General features: G+C 55.1%; 21 protein-coding genes and 1 other RNA gene. 18 read left to right on the top strand and 4 right to left on the bottom strand.

The genetic code is table 11. The annotated features are described in order from the left end of the window. Window positions 1-139 precede the first annotated feature (139 nt). Window positions 140-766, top strand: a complete 627-nt coding sequence (gene sspA / locus M8006_RS02630) for a stringent starvation protein SspA (protein WP_250079776.1) — start codon at window positions 140-142, stop codon at window positions 764-766. A gap of 32 nt (window positions 767-798) precedes the next feature. Next, window positions 799-1,341 (top strand): ClpXP protease specificity-enhancing factor, encoded by a 543-nt coding sequence (locus M8006_RS02625; RefSeq protein ID WP_250079774.1) that lies wholly within the window; start codon window positions 799-801, stop codon window positions 1,339-1,341. 129 nt (window positions 1,342-1,470) lie between these two features. Here M8006_RS02625 and M8006_RS02620 read toward each other — a convergent pair whose 3' ends face one another. From M8006_RS02620 to M8006_RS02605, 4 genes are all read right to left on the bottom strand, one after another. Then, complete coding sequence (locus tag M8006_RS02620) at window positions 1,471-2,046, bottom strand: BON domain-containing protein (RefSeq protein ID WP_250079773.1); 576 nt, start codon at window positions 2,044-2,046, stop codon at window positions 1,471-1,473. A 74-nt stretch (window positions 2,047-2,120) separates the two neighbouring features. Further along, window positions 2,121-2,714, bottom strand: a complete 594-nt coding sequence (locus M8006_RS02615) for a phosphoheptose isomerase (protein ID WP_250079772.1) — start codon at window positions 2,712-2,714, stop codon at window positions 2,121-2,123. Between the two features lie 22 nt (window positions 2,715-2,736). Then, on the bottom strand, window positions 2,737-3,108 hold the full coding sequence (locus tag M8006_RS02610; RefSeq protein WP_250079770.1) for a YraN family protein: 372 nt from the start codon (window positions 3,106-3,108) through the stop codon (window positions 2,737-2,739). Next, window positions 3,098-4,606, bottom strand: coding sequence for a penicillin-binding protein activator (locus M8006_RS02605; RefSeq protein WP_250079769.1), 1,509 nt, complete (start codon window positions 4,604-4,606; stop codon window positions 3,098-3,100). Before M8006_RS02605 ends, M8006_RS02610 begins: the two co-directional genes overlap by 11 nt. 56 nt (window positions 4,607-4,662) lie before the next feature. Between M8006_RS02605 and rsmI the strand changes: the two genes are divergently transcribed. The 16 genes from rsmI (at window position 4,663) to ftsZ (ending at window position 22,814) form a co-directional block, all read left to right on the top strand. After that, window positions 4,663-5,547, top strand: a complete 885-nt coding sequence (rsmI, locus tag M8006_RS02600) for a 16S rRNA (cytidine(1402)-2'-O)-methyltransferase (RefSeq protein ID WP_250079767.1) — start codon at window positions 4,663-4,665, stop codon at window positions 5,545-5,547. A gap of 32 nt (window positions 5,548-5,579) precedes the next feature. After that, an RNA gene (rnpB, locus tag M8006_RS02595) (RNase P RNA component class A) lies at window positions 5,580-5,930 on the top strand. A 50-nt stretch (window positions 5,931-5,980) separates the two neighbouring features. After that, window positions 5,981-6,940, top strand: coding sequence for a 16S rRNA (cytosine(1402)-N(4))-methyltransferase RsmH (gene rsmH, locus M8006_RS02590; protein ID WP_250079764.1), 960 nt, complete (start codon window positions 5,981-5,983; stop codon window positions 6,938-6,940). 3 nt (window positions 6,941-6,943) lie between these two features. Next, window positions 6,944-7,279, top strand: a complete 336-nt coding sequence (gene ftsL, locus M8006_RS02585) for a cell division protein FtsL (RefSeq protein WP_250079763.1) — start codon at window positions 6,944-6,946, stop codon at window positions 7,277-7,279. Then, entirely contained in the window at window positions 7,276-8,982 is a 1,707-nt protein-coding gene (locus M8006_RS02580) for a peptidoglycan D,D-transpeptidase FtsI family protein (protein WP_250079762.1), read from the top strand. The genes ftsL and M8006_RS02580 overlap by 4 nt, the downstream gene beginning before the upstream one ends. A gap of 16 nt (window positions 8,983-8,998) precedes the next feature. Continuing rightward, window positions 8,999-10,492 carry a UDP-N-acetylmuramoyl-L-alanyl-D-glutamate--2,6-diaminopimelate ligase gene (locus M8006_RS02575; RefSeq protein WP_250079760.1) on the top strand — a complete coding sequence of 498 codons (1,494 nt, stop codon included), beginning with the start codon at window positions 8,999-9,001 and terminating at the stop codon, window positions 10,490-10,492. Then, a complete protein-coding gene (locus M8006_RS02570) occupies window positions 10,489-11,868 on the top strand; it encodes a UDP-N-acetylmuramoyl-tripeptide--D-alanyl-D-alanine ligase (protein WP_250079758.1) in 1,380 nt (459 codons plus the stop codon). Before M8006_RS02575 ends, M8006_RS02570 begins: the two co-directional genes overlap by 4 nt. A 25-nt stretch (window positions 11,869-11,893) precedes the next feature. Then, window positions 11,894-12,976, top strand: a complete 1,083-nt coding sequence (gene mraY, locus M8006_RS02565; protein ID WP_250079757.1) for a phospho-N-acetylmuramoyl-pentapeptide-transferase — start codon at window positions 11,894-11,896, stop codon at window positions 12,974-12,976. Window positions 12,977-12,986: 10 nt separating this feature from the next. After that, window positions 12,987-14,393, top strand: coding sequence for a UDP-N-acetylmuramoyl-L-alanine--D-glutamate ligase (murD, locus tag M8006_RS02560; protein WP_250079949.1), 1,407 nt, complete (start codon window positions 12,987-12,989; stop codon window positions 14,391-14,393). Further along, window positions 14,390-15,574 carry a putative lipid II flippase FtsW gene (gene ftsW, locus M8006_RS02555; RefSeq protein ID WP_250079754.1) on the top strand — a complete coding sequence of 395 codons (1,185 nt, stop codon included), beginning with the start codon at window positions 14,390-14,392 and terminating at the stop codon, window positions 15,572-15,574. Before murD ends, ftsW begins: the two co-directional genes overlap by 4 nt. A gap of 158 nt (window positions 15,575-15,732) precedes the next feature. Next, on the top strand, window positions 15,733-16,827 hold the full coding sequence (murG, locus tag M8006_RS02550; protein WP_250079753.1) for an undecaprenyldiphospho-muramoylpentapeptide beta-N-acetylglucosaminyltransferase: 1,095 nt from the start codon (window positions 15,733-15,735) through the stop codon (window positions 16,825-16,827). A 46-nt stretch (window positions 16,828-16,873) separates the two neighbouring features. Beyond that, complete coding sequence (gene murC / locus M8006_RS02545; RefSeq protein WP_250079946.1) at window positions 16,874-18,286, top strand: UDP-N-acetylmuramate--L-alanine ligase; 1,413 nt, start codon at window positions 16,874-16,876, stop codon at window positions 18,284-18,286. A 23-nt stretch (window positions 18,287-18,309) separates the two neighbouring features. After that, a complete protein-coding gene (locus M8006_RS02540) occupies window positions 18,310-19,251 on the top strand; it encodes a D-alanine--D-alanine ligase (protein WP_250079945.1) in 942 nt (313 codons plus the stop codon). After that, the gene (locus tag M8006_RS02535) at window positions 19,238-19,954 is read left to right on the top strand and encodes a cell division protein FtsQ/DivIB (RefSeq protein ID WP_250079751.1); all 717 of its coding nucleotides are present in this window, start codon (window positions 19,238-19,240) and stop codon (window positions 19,952-19,954) included. The genes M8006_RS02540 and M8006_RS02535 overlap by 14 nt, the downstream gene beginning before the upstream one ends. 352 nt (window positions 19,955-20,306) lie before the next feature. Further along, window positions 20,307-21,593, top strand: coding sequence for a cell division protein FtsA (ftsA, locus tag M8006_RS02530; RefSeq protein WP_250079748.1), 1,287 nt, complete (start codon window positions 20,307-20,309; stop codon window positions 21,591-21,593). A gap of 33 nt (window positions 21,594-21,626) precedes the next feature. Then, on the top strand, window positions 21,627-22,814 hold the full coding sequence (gene ftsZ / locus M8006_RS02525; protein ID WP_250079747.1) for a cell division protein FtsZ: 1,188 nt from the start codon (window positions 21,627-21,629) through the stop codon (window positions 22,812-22,814). Window positions 22,815-22,874 lie beyond the last annotated feature (60 nt).

Raw genomic sequence — 22,874 nt, 5'->3', positions numbered from 1 at the left:
AAGGGGTGGCGCGTAGCAGGGGCGTGCGGCATGTGTCGCGCGCCCTTTGTGTTATTGACGGTAATACATTCGTCTGTTTTACCCTGTAAAGATAGTTGCGTGTTATGATCTTAAGTTGGTTTGATGCGAGGATGATTTTATGGGTGTAGTGGCCAAACGGTCGTCGATGATCTTTTATTCAGGTAATGATGATCACTTTAGCCATCGGGTACGTATTGTGTTGGCTGAAAAAGGTGTTGCAGTAGAAATTATCGATGTAAATGAAGAGCAGCCACCGGAAGAACTAGCGGACTTAAATCCCTATAACAGCGTGCCGACACTGCTGGATCGTGATTTGGTGCTCTACGAATCTAAGGTAATGATGGAGTACCTAGACGAGCGTTTCCCGCATCCGCCGCTTTTGCCGGTGTACCCAGTCGCGCGTGCGCAGAGCCGCTTGTGGATGCATCGTATTGAACGCGAGTGGTGCCCAAAAGTTGAGCAGATTCGTACCGGGGGGAAGAAAGAGGCGGATAAGGCACGTAAGGAGCTGCGTGAAAGCTTAGTAGGTATTTCGCCGATTTTTGAAGATATGCCTTTCTTCATGAGCGACGAATTCACGCTGGTTGATTGCTGCTTAGCCCCCATTTTGTGGCGTTTGCCGGAGCTCAATATCGAGTTGCCGGAAAAGCAGGTGCAGCCGCTGATGAGTTATATGGCGCGTGTCTTCGAGCGTGAGGCATTTAAAGCCTCGCTAAATGAGCACGAAAAAGAGATGCGTGCATAATTTACTGATGTAAGCGATAGGAGGGGAACCCGATGCGTTCCAGTCGCCCCTATCTGGCGAGAGCACTTTACGAATGGCTAGTCGATAATGAGTTGACGCCTTACCTAGTGGTTGATGCCACTCAGCCGGACGTGGAAGTGCCCCAGCAGTTTGTGCAAAACGGTCAGATTGTTCTCAACGTGGCGCCAACGGCGGTGCGAGATCTTTTTATGGAGAATCAGGCTATCGGCTTTAATGCACGTTTTGGTGGCCAGCCTATGCAGGTGATGATTCCTACGCCTGCGTTAATTGCCATCTATGCGCGTGAAAATGGTGCTGGTATGGTCTTTGGTCATGAGCCAGAGCTTGAAGCTGAGGCGCCAGAAGAAGAGCGTGCTGAGTCTGAGTCTCACAGTGGTGCGTCCGGTAAGCCCGAGCTTTCGGTTGCGGAACCTGCCGAGCAAACCAGTGATGAGGAGGGTGCAAGTAAAGATAGCAAGAGCGCAGATAAAAGCTCGTCGTCTTCTGAGGCAGCGTCTTCAAAATCCGGCGCTTCTAGCAAAAAGAAAAAGCCTACGCTGCGAGTCATTAAATAAGGTAGCCGACGGAACTTACGATTATCGCCTCAAACACCTAGGCCTCGATATAGTATCGAGGCCTAGTTGTTTGAAAAGAGAGAGCTATTTTAAAAGCGAGAAAAAAGCCTCTTAAGAGCGAATGGTGCGTTAGTCTAGGTATTCAAAGACTTTAACAATTCGTTGTACACCTCTTACGTTCGATGCGGCAGCCACAATACGGTCTGCTTCGCTGCGAGAAACAATGCCCATTAAGTAAACGCTTGCATTTTCGGTTGTTACTTTTAGCTTAGAGGAGTCAATACGCTCATTTGTGGCTAGCTGGCTGACGACATTGGTTGTTAGCCAGCTATCGGTCAAACGCTGGCCTGCAGGTAAGCGAGCAGCGATCGTTAGTTCATTGTGAACCTCCTCAACGCCGCGTATATCACGGGTGACGTTGCTGGCCATCTCACGAAGCTCTTCACTTGGGACTTGACCCACTAACAAAACAACACCGTTGTAGCTGTGTGGGCGTATGCGTGCGTCGTCAAGGCGGCCGTCGGTGCGTGCCAGGGCTTTATCGACTTGTTGCTCGATAACTGAATCAACCGCCTCTACATCGCTACCTCTGTTGCCGTAGTTAGAGGGATTTGACGCAGTATGGGTCGCGCATCCACTAAGAGTTAATAGCCCGCAAAGCAAGGCAGTCGTTAACCAGCGTGAAGAAGAAGAGGCAAAGGGCATAGAAAGCTCCTTAAAAATGATGAAGTATTGAGTTTTAACCAATGCGATACATGTTGGTGGAGCAGGTGACCATATTAGACGGCACCACCAAAGAGTTGTTCATCAATTAAATCACATAAGCAGTGAATCGCTAATAGGTGTACTTCTTGGATGCGTGCGGTAGACGTGGCAGGTACGCGGATTTCACAGTCATCTTGACCTAGCAGCGAAGCCATATCGCCACCATCACGCCCGGTTAGTGCGACAACGGTCATCTCTCTATCGTGCGCGGCTTGTATCGCCTGGACAATATTGGCTGAATTGCCGCTGGTGGAGATGGCGAGTAAAACGTCACCCGGCTGCCCAAGCGCACGAATTTGCTTGGAAAATACCTCGTTGTACGTATAGTCGTTGGCAATCGACGTGAGTGTTGAGGTGTCTGTGGTGAGTGCTAGCGCGGGAAGACTTGGGCGCTCACGCTCAAATCGGTTCAACAGCTCTGAGGAGAAGTGTTGACTGTCGCCAGCGCTTCCGCCGTTGCCGCAGGCTAGGATTTTTCCCTCGTTGACCAGACTCTGCACCATCATTTGGCTGGCAACTTCAATGAAAGGCGGCAGAACTTCACTGGCATACGTTTTAGTGTCAATGCTGGCGTTAAAGTGGCCAAGTATTCGTGACTGAAAATCCATCAGAAGGTCCTGATTGCTGGCGTCAAAATGCGTCGAAGGCGGCTTTTACCCACTCGAAAGTTAAATCAGGTGGCGAGCCAACGACGCTTAGGATATCAAAGCGGCACGGGCAGTAAAGCTGCCGTTTGGCGAGGTAAACCCGAGCAGCATGCACGAGGCGACGCTGCTTTTGTGCCGTCACGGTTTCGAGCGGATGGCCATACTGGGTGGTAACACGATGCTTGACCTCGACGAACACCAGGATGTCGCCGTCTTGCATGACCAAGTCAAGCTCACCGCCTTTGGCGTGCTGATTGCGGCCTAAAAGCGTTAGCCCGCGCAGCTGCAGCCATTCGGCTGCTTGCTGTTCCATCGCCGCTCCGCGAGCCCGGGCCGTTTGTGCGCTATTCCTCATCAGGTGTCGATAGCCCCGGAATAAGAATTGGCGCTGGCGTCCCATTTTGAAACTTCGCCCACGGCAGTTCGCGATAGATGCGGCCGTCTGCGGTTAAGTAAAGCCGCCCGGTTGCGCCATTAAGGCTTTCTGCGCCGGTTAATACTGTCAAATTGGTTGCGATTTCGAAGGCATCTACCCCCATGGCCATTAGGCTGAACATTGAGGCATCACCCTCTTCGCGCATTGTTCGGTATGTGGTGTAAAAGGGTAGGACTTCTTCGCCTCCTACGGCCGCGTCTGGAATTTGCCAAGGGATATCCATAAACATTACGTCGTCGAGGTCTTGGTCCAAGCGAGGCTGGTGCTGACCATCGTGTAGATGAGAGGTGGCGTAAATAGGTAAATTCGGCGCGTAGTAGTAGTCGAGGGTAGGGGGAATTTGACGTGCATAATCGGGAACGGCGAGAAGAAAGAGCGCATCAATATTATTCAGTTGAGCGCGCTCACCGCGAACGTTAAGCGCGGTTTTAACTGAATTGGAGACCGAACTCTTGGGGTTATAGCGCACGGCGTTAGCAACGTCTCCTCCTTGCGCGCTCCACTCGTTCCAGAAGGCTTCGCCTACCCGGCGGCCCCAGTCATTATCAGGCACCATGATCACCATTTGCCGATGGCCATCTTGCCATGCGCGCTGTGCCGCTTGACGGGCTTCGTCTTCTGCGGAAAGGCCGAACTGAAATAGCCGTGTCGCTTGGTTATTTCGACTCTTGCCGTAATTGAGTGCCAAGGTGGGTAGCGGCACGCTTTGGCGCTGTTCAAGCGCTGTCACTTGATTTTTGTCGAGTGGCCCGATGACGATTTGAGCCCCCATTTGCTCGGCGCGGTCGTAAAGCGCGTCAAGGCTGTGTCGAGAGGCATCGATAAAATGTAGCTGCACATCGCTATTTTGCACGTCGTGATGCTGGCGCATCGCAGTGGCAATCACCGAGGCGACATTGTCCAGCGGTCCTGATTCGGGTAAATACACGGCAATACGTTTTACGTCTGCACTGAATTCAGGGAGGGAAAAGCGTTCGGGGTCAAGTTGGTCAACCGCATCCTGCGCCCAGCGTCTGCGCTCTTGCAGGGTTTGCTGCTGCTCAGCCGACATGCCTAATTCCTGATTGAGCACAGTGGCGGCCTTCAAAACAGCGCGAGGCTCATCAAGCGCGCGAGCAAGCCCGGAGTAGAGTAGCGCCCAGCGCACGCGGTCAGGTTCGGACAACTTTTGTGGATCCAATTCATCCGCTGTGACAAAGGCTTTATTGCGCTGCCCTTGGCGAGCGTAGATGTTAGCGGCTTCTAGGCGGGTTTGTGCCGCTTGGGCAGGTGTTTGCTCTTGGGCCTGGCTAAGTAGGCGGTTCGGGTCCTGATCCGGAACGCGGTCGACTACGCCAAGTGGTTGCTGAACAGCGCATCCCGCCATAAAAAGGGCAGTAAGCGTCAGGGTGAGTAAGCCACGATATAGCGGTTTCATGTATCCTTCCTTAGTTGCCATTGGCGCTGCCATTTTTTCGTTCATCAGGAGTTTAGATGACACACGGTCATACGGGTACATCGCATTCAGGGTCGCATCAAGGAACATTGTACGTGGTTGCTACACCGATTGGGAATTTGCAAGACCTCTCGCCCCGCGCTGCCCAAACGCTGGGTAGTGTAGCGCGAATTGCCGCTGAAGATACGCGCCACAGTGGGCGGCTTTTAGCGCATCTGGGGCTCAATGTGCCGATGCTATCCTTGCATGACCACAATGAGTCCCACCGTGTAGAGCAACTCGACCGCTATCTCGCGGCGGGCGAAGATATCGCCTTGATTAGCGATGCTGGCACACCGCTGATTAGCGATCCCGGCTTTGTGCTTGTGCGAGCGCTGCGCGAGCGGGGACGGCGTATCGTACCGGTGCCCGGCCCTTCAGCGCTGATTACGGCGCTATCAGGAGCAGGGCTACCCACTGACCGATTTACCTTTGCGGGTTTTTTGCCTGCCAAGCCTACGGCGCGGAAACAGGCGCTTGAGCAGTGGTTGGCGCACGAAGCCACGCTTGTGTTTTACGAATCTCCACATCGTATTGTACATACGCTAACGGCGCTCAATGAGGTGATGGGAGAGCGTGACGTAGTGCTCGCTCGCGAGCTAACCAAGGCATTCGAAACTTTTTTGAGCGGTACCCCTGGTGCGCTACTGACTCAATTAGAAGAGGACCCCAACCAAGCCAGGGGCGAGTTTGTGGTGATTGTTCAAGGTGCGCCACCCAATGGCGAGCAAAACCAGCAGGCATTTTCAGAAGATATGCTGTTAAATGCGCTATTAGCCGAGAGTGTTGGCGTTAAACAAGGCGCCGCTGTGGCGGCCCGTGTGTTCGGCGGACGCAAGCAAGCGTGGTATGCCCGTCTACAAGCAATGAAAAGCGAGGATTGAGGCTGGGCGGGGGCACTGGTATGCTTATTGGCGGAGTTGGCCAGACAGTCGCCGCTGCCTTTACGGGCAGGGGAGGAAAGTCCGGGCTCCATAGGGCAGAGTGCCAGGTAACGCCTGGGCGGTGTGAACCGACGGAAAGTGCAGCAGAGAGTAGACCGCCTAAGCCTTTCGAGGCCGGTAAGGGTGAAAGGGTGCGGTAAGAGCGCACCGCGCGCCTGGCAACAGTGCGTGGCAAGGTAAACCCCACTCGGAGCAAGACCAAATAGGGACCCAATGGCGTGGCCCGCGCTGGGTCCGGGTAGGTTGCTTGAGCGTTGCGGTAACGTAGCGCCTAGAGGAATGACTGTCCACGACAAAACCCGGCTTATCGGCCGACTCCCCCATCTATAAGGGCGTGCCTTGGCGCGTCCTCTTATTACCTTGTGAGTGTACTATGCCGTCATCCGACGCTGACCCTGTTACTTCTTCCCAATTTCAGCATACCAGCGTGCTCCTCGACGGTGCCGTCGATGTGCTCGTGCATCAACCGGAGGGTATCTACCTGGATGGCACCTTTGGGCGGGGCGGGCACTCGCGAGTGATTTTATCGCGCCTGAATGACAGCGGGCGTTTAATTGCAATGGATCGAGATCCTCAGGCGGTTGCGGCGGCGGCGGATATTACTGATTCGCGTTTTGCTATGGTACAGCGCGACTTTGCGTGCTTAGTCGATGTTGCCCGCGAACAAAACGTTTACGGCAAGCTTGCTGGGATTCTGCTCGATGTGGGGGTTTCTTCGCCGCAGCTTGATGACCCTGAGCGCGGTTTTAGCTTCATGCGCAATGGTCCGCTTGATATGCGCATGGATCCTGCTCATGGCGAAAGTGCAGCAGAATTCCTCGCCTATGCCAGTGAAACCGATATTGCCCATGTATTCAAAACCTACGGCGAAGAGCGCTTTGGTAAACGCCTTGCCCGTGCCGTTGTAAATCGGCGCCGTGAGCAGCCTTTTACCCACACCGTTGATCTTGCCGAGGTGCTCAAAACCGCCCACCCGGCATGGGAAAAGGGTCGCCATCCAGCGACCAAAGCGTTTCAAGGCTTGCGTATTTACTTAAATGGTGAGTTAGAGCAGCTGGATGCCGCCCTTGATGCCGCCCTTGAAGCGCTTGCTCCTGGTGGTCACTTGGTGGTGATCAGTTTTCACTCGCTGGAAGATCGGCGTGTGAAGCGTTTTATCCGTCATCACGTGCGTGGTGACACACATTTACCGCGCGGTGTGCCTATTCGCGACGATCAGCTCAACCGCCGCTTAGAGGCGCTGGGGAAAGGTCAGCGCCCCTCTCAGGAAGAGGTGGCGGAAAACCCACGTGCGCGTAGCGCGGTTATGCGTGCAGCGCGTAAACGGGCGTAACTAATGGCTAGGGTCAATGTTCAGCAGTGGGCGGCATCAATGCGAGCCGAGTGGCCATTTCGCTTACGCTGGCGGTTTTGGCCCATTTTTAATGCGCTATTGTTTTTGGCTTGCCTTGGCAGCGGCCTAGCCGTGGTCCTCACCACGCATCAAACGCGCGTTGCGTTTGCTGAGCTTCAGCGCTTAGAGCAGGAAAAAAATCAGCTGCACACCGAGTGGGGGCAACTGTTGCTTGAAGATGGTGCGTGGTCGACCCCGGCTCGGGTGGAGAAAATTGCGACCGAACGGTTAAATATGCGCATTCCTGATGTCCATGACGTTGAGGTGATTCGCCCGTGAGTCGCCGAGCCCGTGGTGTCTCCTCGCGTGCCGCTCCCATCGCGCCGCCGCTTGCTGGCGGACGCTTTCTGTTAGTGTTATGCGCCATTGTCGTGGTTGCCGCGGTGCTCATTGGGCGTATTACGCTGCTACAAGTCATTGACCGCCCTTTTCTCCAAAGCCAAGGCGACGCTCGTACACTGCGCCATGAAGCTATTCCTGCACACCGCGGCATGATCACTGATCGCAACGGCGAACCGTTGGCGATTTCAACGCCGGTAGTGACGCTATGGGCGAATCCGCAAAAGTTGACGGAAGACCCCGTGCGCCGAGTCGTGCTGGCGCAGGCATTAGGTATGAACCTACTGGATTTTGAAGCGCGTTTGACACGTTTTAGCCAGCATGAATTCATGTACTTGCGCCGCCATATGACCCCTCAGGCCGCTCAGCATATTTTAGATTTACGCACACCTGGTGTGTACGCCCAGCAAGAGTACAAGCGTTATTACCCCGCCGGCGAGGTCGCTGCTCAACTTCTGGGCGTGACCAACGTAGATGATGTAGGGCAGGAGGGGTTGGAGCTTGCGTATCAATCTTACTTGGCTGGGCACCCTGGGCAGCGACGCGTTCTTAAGGATCGTCGCGGCCGTTTGATCCGCGAGCTTGGCGTGGTGAAAGAGGCAGAGCCTGGCGGGGAGCTCACCCTTGCTATTGATCAACGCCTTCAGTATATGGCGTACCGCGAGTTACGCGCGGCGGTCGCGGAGCATCGCGCGGATGGCGGTGTGGTGGTAATGATGGATGCGCGAAATGGCGAAGTGTTGGCGATGGCGAACTTGCCATCCTATAACCCTAACAACCGTGCCGGCCTTGACCCACGCGGGCTGCGCAATCAAGCCGTGGTAGATGTGTTTGAGCCAGGGTCTGTGGTGAAACCGTTAGCCATGGCGGCTGTATTGGAAAGCAGCCAGTTTGACCTCGCTACCGTCGTTGACACCTCGCCCGGTTGGATGCGCTTGGATGAGTTCACCATTCACGACATAAGTAACTATGGCAAATTGGATTTAGCCGGAGTTCTAGAAAAATCTTCAAATATCGGGATGTCCAAACTGGCATTGGCGCTTGGTGATACGGCGATTTGGGAGAAATACAACAACCTGGGGTTTGGGCATAACCCAGGAACAGGTTTTCCCGGCGAGTCGTCAGGAAGTTTGCCTGCACCCATTCGCTGGTCACGCAGTGAAAAAGCCGCGCTATCGTATGGTTACGGTTTATCTGTCTCAGCGTTACAGCTGGCGAGTGCGTATACGGCGATTGCCAACGACGGCGTTAGGCTGCCGCCTTCCTTGCTACGCTTAACGCAAGCGCCTGAAGGCATCCCCTCTATTGAGCCTGATGTGGCGAACGATTTGTTGCATATATTGGAAACATCAATTGGTCCTTACTCAGGCGGGCGACGTGCGCGAGTGGAAGGTTATCGCGTTGGGGGCAAAACTGGCACAGCGCGTAAAACGGGGGTGTCAGGGTATACCGACAACGCCTACCGAAGCGTATTTGCTGGCGTAGCCCCGATTTCTGACCCGCGCATTGTTACCATTGTTATGATTGATTACCCCAAAGCCGGTGAAATTTACGGCGGCGCTGTGGCCGCACCGGTGTTTTCAAGTGTCACTGGCAACGCGCTGCGGCTGTTGGATGTTCCGCCGGACCATGAGGCGCCTTAGGTTGGAAGGAGAAAGCATGACGTTAAGTTCACGCGATGTAATCACGGCGCTCAAGCGGGTATGGCCAGCAGCGAAGTTGCCTGACACATTGCCAGAGTTAGCCGATAGCGTGCGGCTGATCACCGATTCACGTTTAGTTAAGCCGGGTGATATTTTTGTCGCGGTTCCAGGGAGTCAGCGCGACGGGCGCGATTTTATTGAGACAGCGCTAGAGGCCGGTGCAGCGTTGGTGCTAAGTCACGCGCGCAATGGCGAGGTGCATCTCGATGGGCGCGTACTGGTTATGCCCTATTTGTCGCTACGCTTAGGTGAACTGGGCCGTGCTTTATTTAACGTGCCAAGCAGCATTGATGTGATTGCAGTAACCGGCACTAATGGCAAAAGCTCGGTGACACATTATATCGCCGGTTTGAGTGAGCAGTTGGGTGTGCCCGCTGGCGTGGTGGGTACGCTGGGGGTGGGGCGTGTCGGTGCGCTCGCGGACAGTGGTTTAACCACACCAGGGCCGCTGGCGCTACAAGCGACTCTTGGTGAAATGGCGCATGAAGGCATACGCCGTATTGCCTTGGAAGCCTCTTCCCATGCGCTTGATCAAAACCGACTTGATGCGGTGGATGTCAAAGTCGGTGTTTTTACTAATCTCACCCGCGACCATCTAGATTACCACGGCAGCATGGCGGCTTATGCCGCCGCGAAATCCAAGCTCTTTCGTCGTGCCGAGCTTGAGAGTGCGGTGGTTAACGGCGATGACCCCTTGGTGCGTTTAATGCTTGCGGGGTGTGCCGATTCAGTGCGGGTATTAGCCACTGGGCAAGATGAAGCGGTGACGTTACGTGTGCTTGAATGGCAACCGCACGCCAAAGGGCAGCATGCCGTTATCGCCACGCCTGATGAAGAAAAAGTGCTCAATCTAGGGCTAATGGGGCGCTTTAACCTCGATAACATATTACTGGCCATGGCTACGCTTTATGGCTTGGGTGAGACCATCGATTCGCTAGTGGAAGCCGCCGCGAAGACAGCCCCGGTGCCGGGGCGCATGGAGCTATACCAGCGCGATGGCGCTCCAAGCGTGGTGGTGGATTACGCGCATACGCCGGATGCGTTACATAACGCGCTTGAAGCATTAAAGGCGCATTTGGGCCATTCCAGCCATCTGTGGTGCGTGTTTGGCTGTGGCGGTGACCGTGATACCGGCAAGCGGGCCGATATGGCGCGAATCGCCGAGGTACATGCCGATTACTCTGTAGTAACCGATGACAACCCACGCAGCGAGTCCGCAGCGGCGATTCGCCAAGAGATCATGGCGGGCTTTTATCACCTGGAAAGCGTTACCGAGATAGGCGATCGTCGTGCAGCGATCGCGTATGCGGTGGCCAGTGCCGCACCCAATGATGTCATTTTAGTCGCCGGCAAAGGGCATGAAACCTACCAAGAGATTAATGGCGTGCGTGAGCCGTATCTAGATAGCGACGAAGTACAAAAGGCGTTAGATGAAAGAGGTCAGGCATGACAGCGTTATCGCTGGGTGATGTCGCTATCGCGGTGGGGGGCAGCTGCCCTGCAGGCGATGTCGCGCTTAGGGTGGCGACGGTGGTGACGGATTCGCGTCAAATCGTACCGGGGTGTTTGTTTGTTGCCCTTAAAGGCGATCGGTTTGACGGCCACGTGTTTATTGCCTCGGCGTACGAGCAGGGCGCTGTAGCGGCGCTGGTGGCCGAGCGCGATGAGCATTGCCCGCTACCCCAAGTTACCTGTGCGGATACGCGTTTGGCATTGGGGTTACTGGCCCAAGCGTGGCGAAGGCGCTGGCAGGGGCTGGTGGTGGCCATCACGGGCAACAGCGGCAAGACCACGGTCAAAGAGATGACTGCTGCGATAATGAAAGCGCACGGCACGGTACATGCAACGCATGGAAATCTGAATAACGACATTGGCGCACCGTTAACCCTTTTGGGGTTAAACGATGAGCATCGTGCGGCCGTCGTCGAGTTGGGGGCCAATCACTTGGGTGAAATCGCTTGGACGGCCCCCTTAGTGTCGCCCCAGCTTGCGGTGATTACCAATGTGACCGGGGCGCACGTGGGTGAGTTTGGTGGGATGGGACACATTGCCCAGGCCAAAAGCGAAATTCTGCACGCTTTATCGGCCGACGGTATCGCGGTGCTTAATCGTGATGATCGTTACTTTCATTTTTGGCAGCAGTGTGCCGCGCCAAGGCAGGTGGTGAGTTTCGGTCTGCACCCTGACGCCGAGGTGACGGCCAAGGCGCTTTCTTGTGATGCCCAAGGGCGTTATGCTTTTACGCTTGTAAAAAAAAGGCAAACGTTAGGCCATGTGACGCTGGCGCTGGTGGGCGAGCATAATGTGCTCAATGCCCTGGCCGCCGCCGCTGCAGCGCTGAGTTTGGCCGTGCCTAGCGATGAAGTCGTTGCCTGTTTGTCGTCTTTATCGGCGTTGCCGGGGCGCCTACAGGTAGTGTCGCACCAACGAGGCGGACAGCTGTTGGATGACTCCTATAACGCTAATCCTGGTGCGGTGAAAGTAGCGCTAGAAGCGCTCATGCGTTTTCCAGGGCCACGTTGGTGCGCTTTAGGCGCGATGGGAGAGCTGGGGGCTGATTCGTCGGCATTACACGCGGACGTAGGGGCTTATGCGGCAAGGTTAGGCGTTGATCAGTTGCTGACCTTGGGTGAAGCGGCCAAGCCTGCCAGTGAGGCGTTTGGTAAGGGGCAGCATTTTGACGATTATGCGGCGCTAGAGCAGTATCTTATGAGTACGTTGCCGCCCAACGCCAGTTTATTGGTTAAAGGTTCACGTAGTGCCGGCATGGAGCGCCTGGTTAAAGCGCTGCGTCACGACACTACACAATCAGACACATCATGTTAACCATGTTATAAGGTAACCGCCGTTCATGTTACTTCATTTGGCAAATTTTCTAACGCAGTATCAGCCGGGTTTGCAAGTATTTAACTATCTGACCCTGCGCGTTATTTTAGCATCGCTCACCGCGCTGCTGCTTTGTTTATGGCTTGGCCCTTGGGTCATTCGTCGCCTGGTGGAAGGACAAATCGGTCAGGCGGTTCGTGATGATGGCCCGCAATCTCACTTGTCTAAAGCGGGTACGCCTACCATGGGCGGGGCGATGATATTAATCGCAATCGCGGTGAGTACGCTGCTTTGGGGCGATCTCACCAACCACTATATCTGGGTGGTGCTTGGGGTGACGCTGGGGTTTGGCGCTATAGGCTGGGTGGATGACTACCGCAAAGTGGTGGAGAAAAACCCGCGTGGCTTGCCGGCCCGCTGGAAGTATTTTTGGCAGTCTGTCGTCGGGCTTGGCGCCGCCGGGGTGCTTTACTTCACAGCGGCGTCGCCGGTGGAAACGAGCCTTTTAGTGCCATTTTTTAAAGATATTGCGATACCGCTGGGCGTTTTTTATATCGTCTTAACCTATTTTGTCATTGTCGGCAGTTCCAACGCAGTGAATTTAACCGATGGCCTGGACGGTCTTGCCATTATGCCTACCGTTTTGGTGGCAATGGGGCTTTCCATTTTTGCCTATACTGGCGGCAATACCGTATTTGCCAACTACTTACATATTCCCTTCATTGCGGGAACCGGTGAGTTAGCGGTTTTTTGTGCCACGATTGCAGGGGCGGGGCTGGGTTTTTTATGGTTCAACACCTACCCCGCACAAGTCTTTATGGGTGACGTGGGCGCGCTAGCACTGGGTGCTGCACTGGGGGTTGTCGCGGTCATCGTTCGTCAAGAGATTGTGCTATTTATTATGGGAGGTATCTTTGTTCTTGAGACTGTCTCGGTCATTTTGCAGGTTGGCTCCTACAAGATGACGGGGCGGCGTATCTTCCGTATGGCGCCGTTGCACCATCATTACGAATTGAAAGGGTGGCCTGAGCCTCGGGTTATCGTGCGCTTTTGGATTATCACCGTTGTGCTGGTGCTGTTTGGCTTGGCCACGCTAAAAGTTCGCTAGGGGGGTCATGATGATCGCCGTGCCAAAAGGCACCACCGTTGTGGTGGGGTTGGGGATTTCAGGGCGAGCTATCTGCCGCCATTTGGCGCGTCTCGGCGTGCCTTTTGCGATTGCTGATACGCGAGCCGAGCCTCCGGGGCTTGATGAAGTTAAGCGCGCTTATCCCGATGTGGCCATTTACTGCGGCCCACTGACAGAGCTCGATTTTAGCCAAGTGGAAGAAGTGGTTTTGAGCCCCGGTATTGACCCGCGTGCCCCCGGCCTTGACGCATTAATTGATGAGATCAACCCGCTCACTAGAGCGCCACGCGTCGTGGGAGAAACCGCGCTTTTCGTGCGCGCCGCCACGGCACCGATTGCCGCGATCACGGGCTCCAATGCGAAATCGACTGTCACCACGCTTTTGGGGGAAATGGCTTTGGCCTCAGGGATTGACGCGGCGGTGGGCGGTAATTTGGGTACGCCAGCGCTGGATCTTTTGGAACAAAAGCCCGAAGCGGCGCTTTATATTCTTGAACTTTCAAGCTTTCAGCTAGAAACCACGCCAACGCTTGCCGCCAAATGCGCAGCATTTCTTAATTTGTGCGAAGACCATCTTGATCGCCACGGTGACATGGCCGCTTATCGCGCGGCTAAACAGCGTGTTTTTTTCGCCGCAGAGCACGCCGTGGTCAACGGCGATGATCCTAACACCTGGCCGGACGCCTCTCATCGCGTTGCCCATGTCACTCATTTCACTCGGTATGCTCCTGAAAAAAACTCTCCTGGCAATAATACCTGGGGGCTTGAGGAGTTCGACGGCGAGCCCTGTTTAGTGCATGGTACAACGCCTTGGTTGCCCACGCGCGAGTTAGGCATGGCTGGAGAGCACAATCAGCTCAATGCGTTAACGGCTTTGGCCATGGGGCAAGTGCTAGGGTTTGAACGTAAGGTAATGTGCGATGTGCTACGTCGGTTTAAAGGGCTGAAACATCGCAGTGAGGTGGTCGCGACCGTCAAAGGCGTCCGCTGGGTCAATGACTCCAAAGGCACCAACGTAGGGGCGACACTGGCGGCGATTGAAGGTATCGGCCCCACGCTTGGCGGCAAACTCATTTTGCTTGCCGGTGGCGATGGCAAAGGCGCAGACTTTACGCCTTTGGCCGCACCGCTTGCGAGCTACGCATGCCAAGCGCTGTTATTCGGCCGCGATGCTCTGCGCCTTGACGCGGCGCTAAAAGCGCATGTGGAAACGCACCACTACGCTGATTTAACGCAGGCGATGGAAGCTGCCGCGCACGTCGCCACACCAGGTGATTGCGTGCTGCTGTCGCCTGCGTGTGCAAGCCTCGATCAGTTTCCCAATTATCAGCGCCGTGGTGACGTGTTTTGCCGTTGGGTGGAAGAGTACGCGACCTTTGTGGAGGCGTACTCATGACCCGCTGGTTTACGCGGTGGCAAACGGCTCTTTCAGCGCGCGATTTGCCCTGTGATATTTGGCTCGTAATGGCGGCGTTAGCGCTGGCGGCACTGGGTTGGGTCATGGTCAGTTCCGCATCAATTGGCTTAATCGACAGCAGCTTCCACTATGTGCGCCAGCACGGCATTTTTCTCTTAGTAGCCGTGTTGGCGACGCTTGCCGTCGTAAGCCTGCCGCTAGATGCATGGCGGCAAAATGCCGGTTTGCTGATGCTCGTCACACTTTTTCTACTGGTGTTGGTTTTGTTCATTGGCCAAGAAATCAACGGTAGTAAGCGCTGGATTTCTCTGCCTGGTCCGTTTCCGAGTATTCAGGTCTCTGAGTTTGGCAAGCTGGGGTTGGTCATCTATTTGGCGACGTTTATGTCGCGTTTTACCTACGAGTTACGCCGCCGAGCGCTGAGTATATGGCGGCCGCTAGCCGTTTTAGCCTTGCCGGTGGGGCTGTTGCTCGCCGCCCCGGATTTTGGTGGGGCGGTTGTTTACAGTGTCGCCGTCATTGGGATGCTGGTGATGGCGGGCGCGTCGATGCTGTTGCTACTGCTGATTGGCCTACTGTTAGGCAGCGGTGCGGTGTTAATGGTGGCCATAGAGCCGTACCGCTTAGCGCGTTGGACGAGCTTTTTAGATCCCTGGGCGGATCAATTCGCCACGGGGTATCAGCTCACTCAGGCGTTAATCGCCTTTGGCCGGGGGCATGTAACCGGCACCGGGCTTGGTAACAGCGTGCAGAAGCTTCACTATCTGCCCGAAGCGCATACGGACTTTATTTTTGCTGTGATAGCGGAAGAACTTGGAATGATCGGTGCCATCAGCCTGGTATTGCTCTTTACGCTGCTGATTATACGAGCGCTGCTGGTGGCGCGGCGTGCCGAGCTAGCCGGGCACTTGTTTGGTGCCTACGTGAGCTACGGATTTAGCTTTATCATTGCCGCGCAGGCGTTTATTAACATGGCGGTGAGCTCAGGTCTGCTGCCTACTAAAGGGTTGACCCTGCCACTGATTAGCTATGGGGGGTCTAGCCTACTGGTAACGGCTATTATGATCGGCCTATTGCTGCGCACCGATGTCGAAACCCGACGGCAGCCGCGGCGTAAACCGACACCTTATAAAGCACGTCGAGAGCCGCGTCTTTCGTAAGTAAAGTGAACGAGAATAAATAGCTTATAAATCAGTAGTTTATAGATAATTAACTGAGAAATAAGTAGCTAAGAACTGAGTCGCTAAGAACTGAGTCGCTAAGAACTGAGTCGCTAAGAACAAGTGGCTGCGAAACAGAACCAAGGAGCCGTGAGACGATGACAGCATGTCGACGCGTATTAATCATGGCAGGAGGCACCGGTGGCCATGTGATCCCGGCGCTTTCGTTGGCTAAGGCGTTGAAGGCGCAAAATGTAGAGGTTCAGTGGTTAGGCAGCCCGCGAGGTATTGAAAACCAACTGGTACCCGAGGCAGGTATTATTTTGCATCAATTGCGCATCAGCGGGCTGCGTGGCAATGGTGTGAGCGGTTGGCTGAAAGCACCGGTCAATATCACCCGCGCCGTATGGCAGGCGCGCGCTATCATGCGCCGTTTTCGTCCTGATGTGGTGGTGGGGCTGGGCGGTTTTGCCAGTGGTCCCGGTGGTATTGCGGCGTGGTTGGGGCGTATTCCGCTTGTCATTCACGAGCAAAACGCTATCGCCGGGCTGACTAACCGTGCCTTATCGCGCTTGGCTAAGAAAACGTACGCCGCGTTTCCGCAGGCCTTTGGTCAGCGCGCCGAAGTGATTGGTAACCCCGTACGCGACGATATTGCGACACTGGGTGAAACGCCGCGCCAAGCGGACGAGATGCGCGAGCGCCGCCTACGTCTCTTAGTGGTGGGCGGCTCGCTGGGGGCCGTCGCGCTCAATGAACGTCTACCGCCTACGCTTGCGAAAATGGCGCCAGAGCAGCGCCCAGAGGTGTGGCATCAGGCGGGTAAAAACCGTGAAGAAGCCACCCAAAGTGCATATCGCGCACAAAATGTCGAGGCTAAGGTAAGTCCCTTTATTGACGATATGGCTGCGGCTTACAAATGGGCTGACCTTGTGGTTTGTCGCTCGGGAGCCCTTACGGTGGCGGAGTTGGCGGCGGCGGCCAAGCCTGCGCTGTTTGTGCCGTTCCCGTTTGCAGTGGATGACCATCAACGAATTAATGCGCAAGCCCTGGTCGATACACAAGCGGCCGTTTGCGTGGTTCAGTCTGATTTGACTGAGGCGCGGCTTATTCAAGCGCTTAATGACTTACTGCGCCCTGACACGCTGGCCGAGATGGCAGCAAAAGCGCGTCAGGCCGCCTATCTCGATTCGACCGAGCGGTTGATGCAAGGCTGTTTAACGCTTGCCCAGAAGGAGAGAGTGCGTGACTGAAACAACGCCCAAAGCCCCCATTCCGCGCCGCGTCAGTGGCTCCGGTATGCGCCGAATTCAACGGATTCACTTCGTGGGTATTGGCGGCGCTGGAATGTGTGGCATTGCCGAAGTATTGGCGAATCAAGGCTATCAAGTTAGCGGTAGCGATCTTAAGGAGTCGCCGGTTGTCGAGCGGTTGCGTCAGTGCGGTGTTAACGTCGCCATTGGACATGCCCGTGGACACGTTAAAGGCGCCGATGTGGTCGTGGTCTCTAGTGCCATTGATGCGACTAACCCTGAAATTGACTGGGCTCATGAGCATCGCGTGCCCGTCGTTCGCCGGGCGGAAATGCTCGCTGAACTGATGCGCTTTCGTCACGGTATTGCGGTGGCTGGCACTCACGGTAAAACCACAACCACGAGCATTACCGCGACGCTGCTCGCCGAAGGCGGGCTTGACCCCACTTTTGTTATTGGCGGCAAGTTGACCAGCGCGGGCACTAACGCGCGTCTTGGGGAAGGCGACTATCTCGTGGCGGAAGCGGATGAGTCTGACGCCTCATTTTTGCATCTGCAGCCTATGGTGTCGATTGTGACCAATATCGACGCTGACCATATGGCCACCTACGGTGGGGACTTTGAGCGCTTAAAACGTACGTTTATCGAATTTCTGCACAACTTGCCCTTTTACGGGCTCGCGGTGTTGTGCATCGACGACCCGCACGTTCGCAAGCTGCGTGATCAAGTGAAGCGGCAGTTCGTCACCTATGGATTTGAGGAGGATGCCGATTACCGTATCGTCGATTTTTCCCAAGACGGTGGTGAGGTGACGTTTACCGCGCTGCGACCGGAGGGTGCCGAGCCACTAAGCGTTCGCTTAGCGATGCCGGGGCGCCACAATGCGCTTAACGCAATGGCCGCCATCGTGGTAGCGACCGATGCCGGCGTGAGTGATGCCGCGATTCAGCGTGGGCTTTCTAGTTTTGCTGGCGTGGGGCGTCGCTTTCAGGTCCATGGTGATTTCTCCGCACCGCATAATAATGGTGAGGTCATGCTAGTGGATGACTATGGTCACCATCCCCGCGAAGTCGACATGATCATTCAAGCGGTGCGCGCCGGTTGGCCTGATCGGCGCCTGGTCATGCTCTATCAGCCACACCGTTATACTCGTACGCGCGACCTTTACGAGGACTTTGTTCGCGTGCTCTCGCAGGTCGATATACTTGTGCTTTTAGATGTCTACAGCGCCGGGGAAGCGGTGATTCCCGGTGCCGAAGGGCGAACACTTGCCGGCTCTATCCGCCAGCGTGGCGACGTCGATCCCCTCTTTGTCGAAGACAAAAAAGAGTTGCCAGGGTTGTTAAAAAATGTGCTGCGTCCGGGAGATATTTTGATAACGCAAGGGGCAGGGGATGTAGGGGGTATCGCTTTGCACCTTGCACAGGCGAAGCTTTCGTTCGATGAGGTGGCGCTGTGAGAGAACCGTTACCGACTCAAAAAATGCCGCAAGAAAGTGTGGTCGTTGTGTATGGCGGCACCTCGTCAGAACGCGAGGTCTCGCTAAAAAGCGGTGCGGCTGTACTGGCCGCGCTTGAGCGTCAAGGCCTTAACGTGGTGGGTTATGATCCGCGTGAACGTGGCTTGACCGGTTTGGAGCAGCTAGCGCCGGATAAAGTGTTCATTGCATTACACGGGCGTGGTGGTGAGGACGGCTCGCTACAGGGTGCGCTTGAGTTGCTGGATATTCCTTATACAGGTAGCGGTGTGATGGCATCCGCGCTAGGCATGGATAAACAACGCACCAAGCTCGTTTGGCAAGCGCTAAATCTGCCAACACCGGAAAGCACTATTCTGGACGATCACTCAGATTGGACGGGCGTTGCTGAACGTTTGGGGCTTCCGCTGATTGTAAAGCCAGTGCATGAAGGCTCAACCCTCGGGATTAATATTGTGCGTACAAAAGCCGAGCTGGTATCGGCTTATCGCGATGCTGCATGCTTTGATGCCCAGGTCATGGCCGAGCGTTTTGTCGTGGGCGAAGAGTACACAGTGGCGCTGCTCGGCGATACGGCGTTGCCTGCCATTCGGGTCGAAGTCCCTGGCGGGTTTTACGACTACGAAGCGAAGTACCTTTCCAATACCACGCAGTACCATTTGCCTTGCGGCCTGTCGGCGGCGGACGAGGAAGCGCTTTCAGCGCTTTGTCAGCGTGCTTATGCGGCGATTGGCGGATCCGGTTGGGGGCGTGTCGATGTGATGCGCGATGGCGAAGGCAAGTTTTGGCTGCTCGAGGTTAACACTGTCCCCGGGATGACGGATCATAGCTTGGTACCTCAAGCGGCGGCGTACGCGGGAATGGGTTTTGATCAGTTGGTTGTGGCTATTTTATCTACCGCAGTGCGGCCAGCCTCGTCCATAACGGATGGCCATGAAACGGCGTAACGCTTGGTTTGGCCTGCTACTATTGGTGCTGCTTGTCGGCGCGGGTAGTCGGGCGATGTGGCTATGGTTAGACAGGCCGGTGGAGCGGGTCTCCATTCGTGGGGAGTGGGATTACGTCAGCGCTGAGTACCTACGTACCCAGTTAGCGCCACTGGTCAGTGATGCAACATGGCTCTCAGTGGATCTGGGTGAATTGAGGGAGGGTGTGCTGGATATCGGGTGGCTTTATGAAGCCCGGGTCTCGCGTGAGTGGCCCAATAGCTTGGTGTTTGAGCTGGTTGAGCAGGAACCTATCGCACGCTGGAACGATGAGTACTTATTAAACCCCGATGGAGAGCCCTTTGCTTTTGCTCCGCTGCAGGCGCCAGAGGTGCTGCCTGACTTGGCAGGGCCGACAGGCAGCAGCGAAGAAGTCCTAGGCTATTACCAGTCGCTTAAGCTGCGTTTTTCGCGGTTATCGCTGGCGCTACATCAGCTTCGTCTGGAGCCGCGCGGGGCTTGGCGGTTGCAGGTTAATGACGATACGTGGATCATGCTGGGTCGTCGCCAGCATGATATTCGCTTGGCGCGGCTTGCGGCCTCGTGGCAGCGTGAATTACATCGCTTCACCGACGCTATTCGCTATATTGACCTACGTTACCCTAATGGTGTAGCCGTTTCATGGCATGGCGAAGAAACGTTTGAAGTATTAGAAGAAGAGTAACGCCAAATGAATATAAACAGTATTTGATTGCAATGATTTCCCTGATGCCATTCCCTCAACGCTCTTTACACACCGTTATTGCTTGTATTCCCAGATATCACTTTGAGTCTATTTGTATAGACGCAAAGTAAGTCAGCGTAAAAGTAAGTGGTTGCCAACGTGGAGCCCACCATATTCGGGCTTTAAATTATGCCGCGAGAGCAGTATTGTGGCGGATAGTGGTCGTTATATCCGTACCATTGCGATACTATACGCTTTTGTATAGGCATCATTAATTTTGGTGTCGGATATTGCCGTTTGGTCTAAATAGCGCTTTTTTGTAACGCGTAGCGATAAGGAGATATCCCGACTCATGGCAGGTTCACCTAACGCATCCAATATGGTGGTCGGGTTGGACATTGGAACGTCCAAGGTAGTCGCTATTGTCGGGCAGCCGACGGATGATGGCGGTATCGAGATTGCTGGCATCGGTGCACACCCGTCACGAGGGATGAAACGTGGCGTCGTGATTAATATTGAATCCACAGTCCAGTCGATTCAGCGTGCCGTGGAAGAAGCGGAACTCATGGCTGGTTGCGATATTCACTCGGTTTACGTTGGCGTCGCGGGTAGCCATATTAGCTCGATGAATTCAGATGGTGTCGTTGCCATTAAAGAGCGCGAAGTCACGACATCAGATATTGATCGTGTGATCGACTCGGCGCGCGCGCGCGCTATTTCTGAAGGGCAGCGTGTTTTACACGTGTTGCCTCAAGAGTTTGCGATTGACGCACAAGGCGGTATTCGTGAGCCGTTGGGTATGTCGGGTGTGCGCCTTGAGGCTCAGGTCCACTTGGTCACCGCGGCACTTAATGCTGTGCAGAATATTGAAAAGTGTGTACGTCGCTGCGGCCTTGAAGTCGACGCAATTATTCTTGAGCAGCTCGCTTCTAGCATGGCGGTGCTAACCGAGGACGAGCGCGAGCTAGGTGTTTGTATGGTCGATATTGGTGGCGGTACGACCGATATGGCGATTTTTACTGAAGGCGCGATTCGACACACCGCAGTGATTCCTATCGCGGGCGACCAAGTGACAAACGATATCGCGATGGCGCTGCGCACGCCCACACAGCATGCTGAAGAGATCAAAGTGAAATACGCCTGCGCATTGACGCAACTTGCGGCAAGCGACGAAATGATAAAAGTACCCAGTGTAGGCGACCGCCCGGCGCGGGATCTATCTCGTCAAGCATTGGCCGAAGTGGTAGAACCGCGTTACGAAGAACTGTTTACGCTGGTGCGCGACGAACTACGCCGTAGTGGTTATGAAGATATGGTAGCAGCCGGGATTGTCTTGACCGGCGGCACCTCGCGGATGGAAGGTGTCAGCGAACTGGCCGAAGAAATCTTCCACATGCCAGTACGTATTGCCTGCCCCCAAAATGTAAAAGGGCTTTCCGATGTGGTTCGCAACCCTATTTATGCGACGGGGGTGGGATTATTGCACTACGCCTTGCAAGAAGCACGTTATGGACACCCGCGTGGTGGGCAAAGCGTGAAGGGATCCGTCGGTGGTCGCCATGATGGAGCGCGACGCGAAATAAAAGGTGACAGCTCGCCATTGGTGAAAATTAAGGGCTGGTTCAAAGGAAATTTCTGACAGGGCCGCAAGCGCGGTTCAGGAGACGGGGCTATGTTCGAACTGGTAGATAACGCACCCTCGAGCAGTGCGGTCATAAAAGTCGTTGGCGTCGGCGGCGGTGGGGGTAATGCCGTCAACCACATGGTGGAAAGCAATATTGAAGGCGTCGAATTTATTTGCGCTAACACCGACGCTCAGGCACTCAAACGCGTATCTGCGAAGACGGTCCTGCAGCTTGGCAGTGACATCACCAAGGGCCTTGGTGCCGGAGCCAACCCTGACGTAGGCCGCCAAGCCGCCATGGAAGACCGTGAGCGCATTGCGGAGCTCCTAGACGGCGCCGATATGGTGTTTATCACCGCCGGTATGGGCGGGGGGACCGGTACAGGCGGTGCCCCGGTGGTGGCGCAAGTGGCGAAAGAGCTCGGTATTCTTACCGTTGCTGTCGTGACACGCCCCTTCCCTTTTGAGGGACCCAAGCGCATGCGTGCCGCGGAAGAGGGCATGAAAGAGCTCTCTGAACATGTTGATTCGCTGATTACCATTCCTAATGAAAAGCTACTCTCTGTACTAGGCAAGAGCGCCACGCTGCTCACGGCCTTCAGTGCGGCTAATGATGTTCTTTTAGGCGCGGTGCAGGGCATCGCAGAGTTGATTACCAGCCCAGGTATTATCAACGTCGACTTTGCTGATGTGCGCACGGTGATGTCTGAAATGGGTATGGCCATGATGGGCACCGGTGGTGCAACCGGAGAAAACCGTGCTCGCGAAGCGGCAGAGAAAGCCATTCGTAGCCCGCTATTGGAAGATATTGATCTTCACGGTGCCCGCGGTATTCTGGTTAATATCACTGCCGGACCGGATCTTTCCATTGGTGAGTTCAATGATGTGGGGGCAACGGTTCAAGAATTTGCGTCACAAGAAGCCACTATCGTGGTAGGTACCTCTATCGACATGGAAATGTCGGATGAGCTGCGCGTGACCGTTGTGGCTGCCGGGTTAGATGGCAATCAAGCAAAAGCCGCGCCAGTGCGTGAATCCGCGCGTCGCACTCAAGCCGACGCGTCTTCCGATTACCGCAAGCTGCAACAGCCAACAGTGATGCGTCAACAGCAGGCGGCGGCTGCTCGTGCCGAAGCGCCTGAGCAGCAGGCGAAATCTCGCCCAGACAAGCGTCGCGCCACAGATGCCGATGACTATTTGGATATTCCTGCATTTTTGCGTCGCCAAGCGGATTGATCGACACTATCGAGCACTGGAACACGGCAAACGTGCTTTTTATTGGTAAAAAGTACGTTT

It is taken from the genome of Halomonas llamarensis, assembly GCF_023555005.1.
In the GTDB taxonomy this organism is placed as follows: domain Bacteria; phylum Pseudomonadota; class Gammaproteobacteria; order Pseudomonadales; family Halomonadaceae; genus Vreelandella; species Vreelandella llamarensis.
Note: the sequence above shows the minus strand (reverse complement) of the source record. Positions and strands in the feature narration are given on the sequence as shown.